11 protein-coding genes are annotated in these 13,060 nt (G+C 28.7%); 10 read left to right on the forward strand and 1 reads right to left on the reverse strand.

Going from position 1 to position 13,060, the window contains the following annotated elements; genetic code table 11:
- The first annotated feature begins 108 nt into the window (after window positions 1–108).
- Entirely contained in the window at window positions 109–795 is a 687-nt protein-coding gene (locus BVC87_RS10685) for a hypothetical protein (RefSeq protein ID WP_143569760.1), read from the forward strand.
- 66 nt (window positions 796–861) lie between these two features.
- Here the strand turns inward: BVC87_RS10685 and BVC87_RS10690 are convergent, their stop codons facing one another.
- On the reverse strand, window positions 862–1,851 hold the full coding sequence (locus tag BVC87_RS10690; RefSeq protein WP_075342366.1) for a hypothetical protein: 990 nt from the start codon (window positions 1,849–1,851) through the stop codon (window positions 862–864).
- A gap of 653 nt (window positions 1,852–2,504) precedes the next feature.
- Here BVC87_RS10690 and BVC87_RS10695 point away from each other — a divergent pair.
- The 9 genes from BVC87_RS10695 to prfH all read left to right on the forward strand — a co-directional run bounded on the left by BVC87_RS10695 (window position 2,505) and on the right by prfH (window position 13,018).
- Window positions 2,505–3,278 carry a M90 family metallopeptidase gene (locus BVC87_RS10695; RefSeq protein ID WP_075342367.1) on the forward strand — a complete coding sequence of 258 codons (774 nt, stop codon included), beginning with the start codon at window positions 2,505–2,507 and terminating at the stop codon, window positions 3,276–3,278.
- A 249-nt stretch (window positions 3,279–3,527) separates the two neighbouring features.
- Entirely contained in the window at window positions 3,528–4,697 is a 1,170-nt protein-coding gene (locus tag BVC87_RS10700) for an ABC transporter ATP-binding protein (protein WP_234974659.1), read from the forward strand.
- A gap of 11 nt (window positions 4,698–4,708) precedes the next feature.
- Window positions 4,709–6,502 carry a hypothetical protein gene (locus BVC87_RS10705; RefSeq protein ID WP_075342368.1) on the forward strand — a complete coding sequence of 598 codons (1,794 nt, stop codon included), beginning with the start codon at window positions 4,709–4,711 and terminating at the stop codon, window positions 6,500–6,502.
- A gap of 178 nt (window positions 6,503–6,680) precedes the next feature.
- The gene (locus BVC87_RS10710; RefSeq protein ID WP_075342369.1) at window positions 6,681–6,932 is read left to right on the forward strand and encodes a hypothetical protein; all 252 of its coding nucleotides are present in this window, start codon (window positions 6,681–6,683) and stop codon (window positions 6,930–6,932) included.
- Between the two features lie 56 nt (window positions 6,933–6,988).
- Window positions 6,989–8,443 carry a serine hydrolase gene (locus BVC87_RS10715; protein ID WP_159439345.1) on the forward strand — a complete coding sequence of 485 codons (1,455 nt, stop codon included), beginning with the start codon at window positions 6,989–6,991 and terminating at the stop codon, window positions 8,441–8,443.
- Between the two features lie 826 nt (window positions 8,444–9,269).
- Complete coding sequence (locus BVC87_RS10720) at window positions 9,270–9,965, forward strand: hypothetical protein (protein ID WP_075342370.1); 696 nt, start codon at window positions 9,270–9,272, stop codon at window positions 9,963–9,965.
- On the forward strand, window positions 9,950–11,341 hold the full coding sequence (locus BVC87_RS10725) for an RtcB family protein (protein WP_075342371.1): 1,392 nt from the start codon (window positions 9,950–9,952) through the stop codon (window positions 11,339–11,341). Before BVC87_RS10720 ends, BVC87_RS10725 begins: the two co-directional genes overlap by 16 nt.
- A gap of 291 nt (window positions 11,342–11,632) precedes the next feature.
- Window positions 11,633–12,175, forward strand: a complete 543-nt coding sequence (locus tag BVC87_RS10730) for a hypothetical protein (protein ID WP_075342372.1) — start codon at window positions 11,633–11,635, stop codon at window positions 12,173–12,175.
- A gap of 147 nt (window positions 12,176–12,322) precedes the next feature.
- The gene (gene prfH / locus BVC87_RS10735; protein WP_075342373.1) at window positions 12,323–13,018 is read left to right on the forward strand and encodes a peptide chain release factor H; all 696 of its coding nucleotides are present in this window, start codon (window positions 12,323–12,325) and stop codon (window positions 13,016–13,018) included.
- Window positions 13,019–13,060 lie beyond the last annotated feature (42 nt).

Raw genomic sequence — 13,060 nt, forward strand, 5'->3', positions numbered from 1 at the left:
CTTAATTTTTTATCATAAGTCTTGATTTTTGTTTCTTTTTATCAAGAAAAAGAAAGAGAGATTACTTGTTTTCAAAAAACTAACAAACAGAAAGGTGAAATATTGAAAATGAAAAAAGAAAAACTACATAATCAATTACTCCATATTCAACAAAAACTATTTGAAAAAGAAAACGAACACTATTCGTTATTTTGTAAACCAGAACATATCAAATGTTTTATAGATAATTTATACGCATACTACATAGACAAAATGTACTTACATAAATTTAGAGTACCATTTTTTGAAGAAGAAGTCGAATTTGACAGAAAGTCATCATATCAACAATTTCTGTTTCTACTTAAAGAAATACACATAACAGATAAAATAACTTTATTTGAAAGAACAAATATAAAAGACTTTCTTATCGTTTTAGGTCTGCGATTAACATCGGCAACGGATACAACTGTTAATGCTATTCCACCATTAAATGAAGATGTTTTTAAAGAGAGTTTTGTCCAGCATAATTTACATGTATCCAAAGCTGTAAGAGCTTTTGAAAAACATTCGGAAAGAACTACTAATAATTTCTGGGGAAAAGTAACGGGTAACCCTAAACAAAAGGAAGAAAAAGTAAAGGAATTACTAAACTATATATTAGAACAAAAAACGTGGTGGAATATATTTTACCATTATAAACATGAGCTGATTTATGAAGTTCGTATTGCTTCAGGTCATGGGGCTCGTTGGAAACAAAGTAATTTAGAATTTATTGGTTTTGTAGAACCCTTTATCAACTCAGAAAATGAAAAATAGTAGTACTTTATAAAAAGAAATCACAAATAAATTTTCAAAAAAAAAGCTCGCGATTGTTGTTAATAGTTATTTTTCCAACTCCACTTTTTTAACCTCTTTAAATCCAGTTGTTTTTACAAACTTCATATTATGTACAAAGTTCTGCATACTATCAGAAGGGTCTATTGTATCTAAATTTAATTTGTCAATTGTCTCTGGCAGAATAATAACAGATAAAATTGGTTTTTCCTCTATATGTCCTGTTTTAGAATTAAGCAATTCTGACATTGCATTTACCCTTACATGTTCAACTGGTAAATAAGCAAAAATCTCTCTAGCTATACGGATAACAGCACTACAAATATGATCTTGATAAAGTTCATTGTACTTTGATTTTGCCATATTTTTCTTAGATAATTTTCCAGTCGAAGTTTGTTTTAATTCATAATCAGGAATTATATCTAAACTATTAACGTGAAGTTCAATATCAATTAGGCTTTCGGAAAAGGAAAATTCTAATTTTGAACCTAATTCACCAATGTCCGAAAAAGGAGTAAAAAATTGTAATGCTTCTTTGTAATATTCGGGATTTTTTTGCTCAATACCATTTGAGATATTTTGAAGTTTTTTCCAATCGTTTAATTCCTGTTTATATTTATCAGAGTTTATTTCACTTTGTTTTTTATCCTTTTCAATAGCAGAACTAATAGTGTTTTTTAACCTAATTATTTTTTTGTTAGTTAAACCAAATATTTTATCAAAAAAAGAAGGCTTGAAATTTTCTAATTTAGATTTAGCTATATTTTCATTTTCTTTTGAAACTATTGGTATACTTGGTTTTGGCTGACTTTTAATTTGATTCCAATCTACGAACTCTGTACAGTTTTTATGAAGAGATTGTAGCGTGTCGACATAATTATTATAATCCTTTACGGCTTGCCGAGCATCTTCAATAGATTGTAATCTCTGTTGTTCCTTGAACCTTTTCGCAGCCTCTCTAGCTTTCCTTTGCTGTTCCCTTTCCATTCTTCTAACTGTAGCACCATAAGATCTCATTACTCCTTTTATTGTTGTCATATATTTTCGTTTGTTTTAATTATTATTAACTTATTTATGTAGTTATTTTGATCAAAATTTAATCGAAGAAATGAAAAGAATAAGCTATTAATTTTTCATTTTCTAGTTACCAAATAAAAAGAAACCTTATGAATAAAATATACGGGTAACCATAAAGGAATTATAAAGTGAAAAACACCCTGAGTTATTTTAAATATTATATCGAGAATACTGTGCTGAAATACATAGCTTTAAAAGCATATTTGTGAGGTTTTGTGAACCAGATATTTAATGTTAACTAGATAAAATTCGACCTATTAAAAATAAGGCAGCAGTGTTGGATGAAAGATGAAAAACTGTTTGAGCGATAGTGAGTTTTTTCATCTATGGTTGTTGATGCTGTAGTATTTTTAAATTCTTATCATTTCAATCTTGATTTTTGCGAAGCCTCTCTTGAGCTTGTCGAAAGGTTGTATCAAGACAAAGGATAGGGAATTATTAATTTATATATTATTATAAATATCTTATTTTTAACATATTGCAAAAGACGTCAATGATAGCGCTGTCGAGATCTTATTAATTTCAGCTACAAAATTTGCTTATTTTAAAACCATGTTTTTTGAATCTATTGAAAATGAAAAATAATAGTATTTTAGCCTAAAAGAAAAAGTCTAATGTTATATATAGTTGTTACAATTATCATCCTTTTTTTAGTATATCTATCTCTTACTAAAAAGCAAACTAAACCCAATACTCATAAAATTACAATTCAAGAGCATTGGTACACTTTACTTGAGGAAAACATATTGTTTTACAAACAATTAAATACAGAGGATCGATTACATTTTAAAAAGAGAATCGAATCGTTTTTAAATCATGTTGAAATTGTAGCAGTAGATTTTGAGTTGGAAGATTTGGATCTCCTTTTGGTAGCTTCAAGTGCTATTATTCCTGTTTTTGGTTTTAATAATTTTATGTATCCTAATTTAAAAACCGTAATTATTTATCCTGATTACTTTAATGAAAACTTGGAATTTGCTGCAAAATCAAAAAATAAAATTATAGGAGGATTGGTAGGTAATGGTCGTTTTGAAAATAAAATGATTTTATCAAGAAGAGCGTTACACCATGGTTTTACAAACAAAACAGACAAAGGAAACACTGGAATTCATGAATTTGTACATTTATTAGATAAGTTAGATGGAAATATTGATGGAATTCCTAAAGCATTGTTAGACAATGAAAATTTAGTCGTGTGGTTAGATTTAGTTCATGATAAAATGGAAGCCATAAATGATGATGATTCTGATATCAGAAATTATGGAGGAACCTCAAAAGAAGAATTCTTTGCCGTTGCTTGCGAATATTTTTTTGAACGCCCGATGTTATTAAAAAGAAAACACCCTAAACTATATCAAATGTTGAATGATTGCTTTACCGTAGATTAAAACTACGATTATGTAAAGATTTCCTGCGAAAAAAGATTGATGTAGTGTAAAAAGGAGATCAATATGTAATTTCAACGTTATAAGATTAATAGCTTACAAAAGTATATATTAGCAATAGAAAAAGAGTACAAGGAAAGCTTGTGCTTAGAAACGATAAGAGAATTATATAAATAAATTGTCAGGGGACTAAATATTGTGACTGAATTTATAGTGAAAATTATAATAAATAGTAGTAAAAGATAAGTTGTTATGGAAGATAAAATAACAAAACAAGAATTGCTGATTGAACAAGCAGTGACATATTTTAAACAAGGGGATCATTCTTTAGGATATAGGATTCTATTGGACGCTGCATTGCATACAGATGATCCTAATGTTTTTAAGGAAACATTAGAATTTGTTGATGTATATGAAAATCATGAAAAAGACAAATCAGAACTGTATGAGAAGTTTTTATCTTGTATTAGTATCATAAAGAGCGTTCATGTTCCCGATAAAAATCATATTGGTCAAACCATTTTAAAAGGAGAATCAATAGAAAAAAGATATAATAGAGGAAAATTTACCCTTGGTCCAATTACTATTGAATTGAAACGTGGAGACATTTATGGACTGGTAGGAGAGAATGGAAATGGTAAAACTACGTTACTTACTATTTTGGCATCATTAATCAAAAAGTCTTCAGGAATAGTATCATATTCATTTTTAAATCCTACTACAGATCTTTATGATTTAAAAACCAAATTAGTATACATTCCTCAACGGACTTCAAAATGGTATGGAAGTGTTATAGATAATTTAAAGTTTGCATTAGTCCACCATGGAGTAACCGGTGAAAAAAATGAATTGTTAGTGCATATGATGATCGCAAGATTCGGATTATGGAAATATAAAGAATTAAAATGGAGTGAATTATCATCAGGATATAAAATGCGTTTTGAACTAGCTAGGACCATGTTGAGAAAACCAGAAATAGTTTTATTAGATGAGCCACTAGCCAATCTTGATATCTTGGCACAGCAAGTAATTTTAGAAGATTTGAAAATGCTGGCTAAGTCTCATGTAAATCCAATAGCAATGATTTTTTCTTCACAACAATTGTATGAAGTTGAAAAGATTTCTGATGAAGTAATTTACTTAAGGAATGGTAAACCTAGTGATCTCTTAGGATTAAAAACTGAAGAACAAAATAAATTAATCATTGAACTTGATACCGAAAATTCTAGAGAAGATATTGAAAAGGTTTTACAAGAATTTAATGTAGAGCAAATAGAATTTAATGGAGGAGTATATATTATCTCTTTTAAAGATGATTCAATTTCGTTTAATACAGTATTATCAACGATAGCCTTAAGTAATTTTACAATTCAATATATACGAGATATCTCAAAATCAACAAGACGATTTTTTGTGTATTAAAAAATAAGCTTATGAAAACGATCAAAAAAATAAATAAGTATTTAATAGAACACTATCCTTTAATTTGGAATACAAGATTGGTTTGGATGCTGGCATTTGCATTAGTACTCCATTTAGGATTTTTTATAGCAGGATTTGTATCGATAAAGAATCATAAAGACATATCAGTACATTACAGTTTAGAACAATTTTATTATGATACACCAGCAGTTTTTGTAGGAACTTTAATATCTATAATTTCTTTATTGATATGGTTAATATTTTACCTACAAAACAATGCATTCAAAAATTTTTATAAACTTAGATCAGGAAGTCTATTTCTACAGTTTTGCATATTGTTTATCATCTTTTTTTCCAATGTCACCCATTATTTTTCTTATACTTCAGGGATAACTACAAAAATCAAGAGTTTATATACATGGGAAAATATAGATGCAGACATTAAAAAGTTTAATAATGCAGCGTTATTTTTATTAGAAAATAAGAGTAATTATACTATAAAAAATAAAGAATATCCTGATCCGTTTCCATTAGAAATGGAATCTACTTCAAGTGAACGATTTCTACCGCGTAAAATAGATACAAGCAAATCATATTTTAGATATGAAGGAAAGTATTATCAGTTTTATAAGATTAATCATGAGCTCATACAACAAGATATTAAACAAGAGCGATTAGAATCTATAGTAACGGAAGTGCCTGAAGAAATGGAAGAAGAGGCATATGAAGAAGGGTATTATGATATTACTGATTTTAAATACAGAATAGTTTATGATGTATCTAATTTTAAAAAGCTAACTCGTCCTAACCTACGTAATTTCTCAAAAGAGCTTTACAATTATGGACAGGATTCTGTAGACACACAAAACCGTTTGAAATATTATAAAACACTTTTAGATAAAAAAGACACTGATCTTTTAAAAAATGAGTTGGAAAGCTTTCTTTCATTAGCAAAGAAATATACCTTAAAAAATAATTTAAATACAAGAGATTGGTTACATCTTATAAATGTAGGTAACGATTATGAATTTATCACAGATATAAAATCAAGAGAGGTAGTAAGAGATTATAAAAAAGAAGAGTTTAAGCAAGATTATTTCAGATGGAAAACAACTATTGATACAGTTAGTTTAGCTAATAAAACTCATCCAAAAGACAAAATATTTTTTTCCAAATTTCCTAGAACTTCAGATGGTAAATTTGCTTTAGTAAAAAGACAAAAAAAAGAATTCTTTTCTGAAATACCTTTTCTCCAATTAGGAAACTTAGATTACTTTTTTAAAAATGTGTATACTACTTTTCATCCGAGTTTTAATTATGCAGCATTGTATTTTTTAATAAGTGTTTCATTAGTTCTAGCAATTTTAATCTTTTTGTTTAAAACTACGGGTATTAAAAATATCTTATTAAGTGCAGTAGCAGCAGGAGTAATATTGATATTGTTATTACTGTTAATTTTTATTTCTGAACGTTACTTTAAATTTGCAACAAGTAAAGAAATAGGTTTATTAATATCAATAATTACTGGAGCTACGGTAATACTATTATCAATTGTATCGCTTGTTAGAAAATGGAAGAAAATTATAACGTCGATACTATTTTCACTAGCATTATTTACGATTCCTTTAACTACAACATTGACTATATTTTTTTATAGAAATTCTTTAAGACATTTGGAAAGAAATTCTAATTCTTTTTTAATTTGGTTTGAAGACTACGGTTTTTGGTTCATAACTAGTGTAGCTATAATAAGTGTTTTTATTTATGCAAAACAAATTCGTAATTGGAAATCTTGGCCTCAATAATATTTACAAACAATACTAAAAACGAATGAAAACAAAAATTCTAGTATTTCTATTATTATTAATCGCATCTATTATTCAATCGTATTGGTCTATGTATCAATTTTTAAATTATAGTAATAGTTATTGTTCAATTTGCCTTTTTATAATTGATTTTCTTATTGTTTTTATAATTTTTTGTATGCTACTAACAATAGCTTTTTCAGCTTTAAACAAAGTAAAAAACAAACCTATTGGAATAATACTAAAGTCAGTTTTAGTAGGTTTCTTATGGTTTTACTTAAATCTATCCATATTTAGAGACAAAGAAAGTAGATGGAGTACGTATCTATTTGGAGAAGAACTGATGTATACGCTTAGATTTTCTCTATTACCAATTTCAATACTAGTATTTGTAGTATTATTTATAGAAAATAAATTAACTAAATTGTAACGGATTTAAAAATTTGTAGTTAGTCTAATAATTTATTTCAAATTAAAAGACATATGATGAAAAAACAATTTTTTATTTCTTTACTACTTTTTACCAATCTGTTGATTACATTTTCCTGTTCCAGTAACAAAACAAAAAAAGCTACAAAATCAAAGCAAGTAATAGAACAAGTCGATGATTATTTAAATTCAATTCTCAAAGCTGATGAAATTCCTGGTATGTCAGTTGCTATTGTTAAAAACGGACAAATTATTCATAAAAAAAATTATGGATTAGCTAATATTGCTCATCATGTTTCAGTAACTGATAGCACATTGTTTAGGGGGTATTCCACAACAAAATTAATTACATCTGTTGCTGTTTTTCAATTAATAGAAAAAGGAAAAATCACATTAAAAGACCCTATTTATAAATACATTGAAGACCTTCCAGAATCATGGGGAACAATCAGAATAGAACATTTGTTAAGTTGTTCTTCAGGTCTACCGGATTATAAGGATTTAAATAAAAAACTTTCTGACAAAGAACTACTTAAAAAACTTAGCCAAGAAGCATTACATTTTGAAAAAGGAGATAAATATGAGTATAGTCAAACAAACTATTGGTTTCTTCAATTAATAATTGAAAATGTAACCAACCAGCACTTTGAAGACTTTGTCAAAGAAAATCAATTTAAAAATAGAAAAAATGAAGTACTTTTTGCTTCAAATAGTTTGGTAGATTATCCAAACAGAGTTTCAAAATATCAGTATAACAAGGAGTATAAAGCCTATGAAAAAACGACCTATGAAGCAGGTAATCGTTCATTAGCAGGAAATGGTTTAAATATAAATTTAAATAGTTTACTAGATTGGAATGATAAATTGGATCAGAATCAATTAGTAACGCAAGAGACAAAGCATAAAATGATGTCTCCATTTCAGTATGAAAATAATAATTTTCCTTTTGGTTATACTTGGGGAATTTATGGACCAGAAGATAAACGATATTATGGTTTTACTGGAGGAGGAGTAAGTGCTTTTATGAAATTTATAGATCATGATTTAACGATAATTATGCTATCAAATGGGTTTAAAAATAGACCTATCATAGCAAATGCAATTACTTATCTTTCTGGATTAATGGATGAACGATTGGCAAGAAAAAACAGAATGTTAAGTGAGGATATTAGATTGGCATTTCTTCTTAATGACTATGAAAAAGCAGTTGAATCATTTACTAGAATAAGGCGAAATAATCAAAATATTAATTTTGAAAGAGCACTTAACAATGTCGGATATTATTATTTATCAAATGAACAAATAGAAAAGTCGATACTTATATTTAAATTATATACAGAAGAATATCCAAAATCTTCAAATGCATTTGATAGTCTTGGAGAAGCATACTTTACAAGCAAGAAATATGATTTATCTATATTAGCTTATAAAAAAGCTCTAGAATTAGATTCAACAAATAAAAATGCAAAAGAAATGATATTAAAAATAGAAAGAATGACTAATACTAATTAACGAGTATTAGTAATTATAACAATTTAAGAACTTTATAAATTCAAAATCAGAGCTAACAAACTATATAGTTAAAGACTATTTTCATCACAATAATATGTTGTGAACTACAATTTAAAATAAATCTAAGTACTTTAATCAAATAAAATTGGCATATTTGTCATCAAATTAATAGTAATAAAGTAAAATATATAACCTATGCTAAAGCAATTTAATCACAAAACGGACGCTCAAAAGCGATTTCTATGGTGTTACAAATAGGTTATTGTAGTATAAAATCACTTAAAAGCGTCCAAGTTGTAAAATTTGGACGCTTTTTTTATGAAAAAAATGTAGCCCTTTGAAAAAAGAGTTAATAGCACTACATAACTCAATTACAATAGATTAATTATCTGAAGAAATTCGGACAGGATTCTTATTCTTTTAATTTAAGTTAAGTGTTTTGTTTTCAGATAAATAAACTCATTTTTTTCTTGCGTAATAAAAAAAAGCCTCACATCTTTGCATCGTAATTAAAGCAAAAACAAAATATCGTTTTAATAACTTTATTATAATAGTTAGGGGAGTCTAACTAATATAAAATAAAGAAAGGAGTTAAAACTTAACACATAAAAAACGAAGTAATATGTTCAATTTAAGAAAAGACATCGGTGTAATAAGAGAACTAGGTTCTTATGCACAACAGCTTCGTGACTTCATTCATAAATAGTATACCATATGTTTAAAGTCCGAAGCCCAAAACAAAGTTTCGGATTTTTAATACTACACAATTCCGTTTAGTTTATTACCATTTCCGAAACAGACAAAGCAACGTTTAATAGGAAAATAATTGAAACCAGAACATAAAAAGTCGAAAAGACTTAAAGAGGTTCGTGGTATCTGGAAAAGACAACGTCAAATTTGGAAACAAAAACAAAGTTTAGGTTATATAAAACTTGAAAAACCAATTCGACATGGTTGGTTTAAAGAGGTTGTTATAACTCAAAACGTAGATCGATATAAAAACAAGAAAGAGATTCTTGAATTATACGATGTAATAGAAAAGAAGTTTTGGGGTAGAACCAAAAAAGAAGCTGATCAACAATGGTTTCACCAGATTTCAAAATATCTGATCTATAAAGATTTTCCAACAATCAGTAAACGTCAATTCAACAGATTAAGTTATAAAGCACAAAAGATGTGCACAGTGTATTCGTACAGAACAGAAGATAAAAAACTTAGAAAAAGATTTTATGTACGAATTCCTAAAAGCGCCTATCGTATAAAATACACGAGAGCTTATATAACACATTCTAAAAGAATTGATCCTGAGTTAGAGAGTGAATATGCTTTACTTGATAACAAGTTGTTAAGAACCGGATACTACAAAGCAAACGCAAAATTTTGTGGTTGGAATCGAAAAGATTATTGGGCAACCCAAGATTTTACAAAGGATAAACTTAAAGCTAAAAAACAATTAAAAGCTTTACAAAACTATCCTATAGCAGCAATTTTAAATGGGAAAGTAACATGGGAAAAAAATTAAAAGGAAAAGACCTAATCAATTTAGGATTTCCACAAAATAATAGCATAAACATCGCCTTAGGGCAAATTAACCGATACAGAAAAAAGGAAAAGAAAGATCGCATTTTAGAGGAAGCAAAAGACGTATTGCTTCATCCAGAAAAATATCAAGGAAATGCGATTTGGGGGAAAGTTGCAGAAGGTTTAACAAAACCAGTAGAAGTTAGAATGCATCAATTACGAAATACAAGAGCTCCATTTTCAATTTATGGAGAAAACGAAATTGATGATCAAGCAAAGTATCAATTATACGATGCTTTAAAATTACCAATAGCAGTGCAAGGCGCATTAATGCCAGATGCACACTCGGGTTACGGTTTGCCCATTGGCGGAGTTTTAGCTACAGAGAATGCAGTAATTCCATATGGTGTGGGATTGGACATCGGTTGTAGAATGGCTTTAAGTATTTATCCAATGAAAGCTTCTTACATCAAAGGGAAGCAACATCAAATGGAGAATATTTTAAAAGAACATACAAAGTTTGGAATGTATGAGACACATGATAAAAAACAAGATCATGAAATATTTGAACGTAGTGAGTTTCGAGACATTCCATTAGTAAGGCGTTTAAAAACAAAGGCATTTAGACAATTAGGAACTTCAGGAAGTGGAAATCACTTTGTAGAGTTTGGAATTGTAACGATAACTGATGAAAAGAACGAGTTTGATTTACCTGTTGGTGAATATGTGGGATTATTATCTCACAGTGGATCAAGAGCTTTAGGGGCTAATATAGCAAAGCATTATACCTATTTAGCGAGTAAACAATGTCCGTTACCAAAGAATGTACAACATTTAGCTTGGTTAGATTTAAATACACACGACGGACAAGAATATTGGTTAGCTATGAATTTAGCAGGTGATTATGCAAAAGCTTGTCATGATAATATTCACAAACGAGTAGCAAAACTGTTGGGAGTAAAGCCATTAGCAACGGTTGAAAATCATCACAATTTTGCTTGGAAAGAACAAGTAAATGGAGTAGAACGAATTGTACATAGAAAAGGAGCAACTCCTGCTATTAAAGGAGAGTTAGGAGTAATTCCAGGATCTATGACGGCACCAGGATACATTGTTCGAGGTTTAGGTAATGAAGAAAGTTTGCAATCGGCATCACATGGAGCAGGGAGAAAACATTCTAGAAGAAAATGTAAAGAAAAGTTCACCAAAAGTGATATTAAACATCAATTAAAAATGAATGATGTGAGTTTAATCGGTGGAGGAATTGATGAAGCACCAATGGCATATAAAAACATAAAGAAAGTCATGGCAAATCAGCAAGAATTGGTAGAAGTTGTAGGAACTTTTACACCGAAAATTGTAAGAATGGATAAGTAATTCAGTGATCGGTAAACAATGATCAATTTTTAATGATGAATTACGAATTGTCACTTCGAGTGAAATTATTTGAAATGGCATGGAGAATAATTTTATATCGAGAAGTAATCGAATTGTTCTCGATAGCTTCTGCTGAACTTGATTCAGTACAATTTTACTTCATTTTCATTCATAAAATCATTCGAACTGACATTCGTATAACTAAGAATGTACTAATAAAATATTTCAAAAAAACAAACAGCTAAAAGCAAAGAGCCAATGGCTAATAGCTAATAGTATAAAGCTAGAAAAATGGGAGCAAATCATAACACAAAAAGATACGGAGAATTATGGCCTGATTACCGTATAGAATTAGGCTTAAAAATATTAGAAAAATTAAAACAATGGATTGTTATTTCTGGAGGTTGGGCTTGGCATTTTATGTCAGAAATTAATCATAAGGAATACAAGCATGCACATGATCATAAGGATATAGACATTTTTGTAAATCCTAAAAATGTAGGAATTGTAATGCAAATTTTATTAGATGAAGGATTTGAAAAAGTTTGGACTCGTTACGATCATATGCCAAGTCAAGAGAATTTTAGACGATACGAAAAAATAGAATGGTTACCAACAGGAAGAGAAGTTAGAGTTACAATCGATTTCTTTGAATCTAAAACTATAGCAACAACAGCAATTAATGGTTGGCAAGTAGTTCAACCAGAAACGTTATTAAGTTTTTATTCAAACATTCATTCAAGTGATAAATGTTGGGCAGTAAAAACCGCAGTAAAATTAGTATCAGAAGGAAAAAATCCAATAGGCAATCCATTGTTATCAAAAATGCCTTAAAGGCACTTTGTCACTTCGAGTGAAAGTATTCAGAATAAAATGAAGAATGCTTTTATATCGAGAAGAAGAGTTTAATAGGTTCTCGATAAAATTAGAATCTCATTTTTCTCGATTAAAATCACTCGAACTGACAACAAGAAAATAATAATGGAAACAAAAACAATTCAATTTACCGCAGGTCGTGGTCCTGCAGAATGTACTTGGGTAGTTGCTAAAGTATTAAAAACGTTCCTGAAAAAATTAGAAGAAAATAAGTTTGATTATATGATTCTTCAAAAAGAAAATGGGAACGAAAACGGAACTGTTCAATCGGTTACGATTCAAATTGAAGGTAAAAGCTTGACTTCATTTTTAAAAGAATGGTTAGGCACTATTCAATGGATTGGCACATCAACATTCAGAAAACATCACAAACGTAAAAACTGGTTTATCGGTTGTTTTGAATTAAAAATGAAAAACAAAATTACTGTAGACGAAAAGCAAATAGCATTTCAAGCCATACGAAGTTCTGGTCCTGGAGGACAACATGTAAATAAAGTTAGTTCTGCTGTTAGAGCAAAACATATTCCAACAGGAATTCAAGTATTGGTATCAGAAAGTAGATCACAGCATCAAAATAAAAAGATAGCAATACAATGGTTAAAAGAACGAGTAGTGGCAAGTAATATTCAGCAATTGCAACAATCGGTACAACAAGAATGGGAAAATCATTTGAATATAGAAAGAGGAAATCCAGTACAAATATTTACTGGAACAGATTTTAAAGTTCAAAAACAGAAAAAGAAAAACTATAAATCAAAACGTAATCAATTGAAGAATGATTTACGAAGGGAATTAAATTAAAACTGTCATTACGATGAACGAAACAAAGTGAAGAGAAGAAGT

Source organism: Tenacibaculum agarivorans, assembly GCF_001936575.1.
Classification (GTDB): Bacteria; Bacteroidota; Bacteroidia; order Flavobacteriales; family Flavobacteriaceae; genus Polaribacter; species Polaribacter agarivorans.

Coding starts and splice junctions, on each gene's coding strand:
- BVC87_RS10685 (WP_143569760.1), top strand. CDS start 109: ATGAAAAAAGAAAAACTACATAATCAATTACTCCATATTCAACAAAAA.
- BVC87_RS10690 (WP_075342366.1), bottom strand. CDS start 1,851: ATGACAACAATAAAAGGAGTAATGAGATCTTATGGTGCTACAGTTAGA.
- BVC87_RS10695 (WP_075342367.1), top strand. CDS start 2,505: ATGTTATATATAGTTGTTACAATTATCATCCTTTTTTTAGTATATCTA.
- BVC87_RS10700 (WP_234974659.1), top strand. CDS start 3,528: ATGGAAGATAAAATAACAAAACAAGAATTGCTGATTGAACAAGCAGTG.
- BVC87_RS10705 (WP_075342368.1), top strand. CDS start 4,709: ATGAAAACGATCAAAAAAATAAATAAGTATTTAATAGAACACTATCCT.
- BVC87_RS10710 (WP_075342369.1), top strand. CDS start 6,681: ATGCTACTAACAATAGCTTTTTCAGCTTTAAACAAAGTAAAAAACAAA.
- BVC87_RS10715 (WP_159439345.1), top strand. CDS start 6,989: ATGAAAAAACAATTTTTTATTTCTTTACTACTTTTTACCAATCTGTTG.
- BVC87_RS10725 (WP_075342371.1), top strand. CDS start 9,950: ATGGGAAAAAAATTAAAAGGAAAAGACCTAATCAATTTAGGATTTCCA.
- BVC87_RS10730 (WP_075342372.1), top strand. CDS start 11,633: ATGGGAGCAAATCATAACACAAAAAGATACGGAGAATTATGGCCTGAT.
- prfH (WP_075342373.1), top strand. CDS start 12,323: ATGGAAACAAAAACAATTCAATTTACCGCAGGTCGTGGTCCTGCAGAA.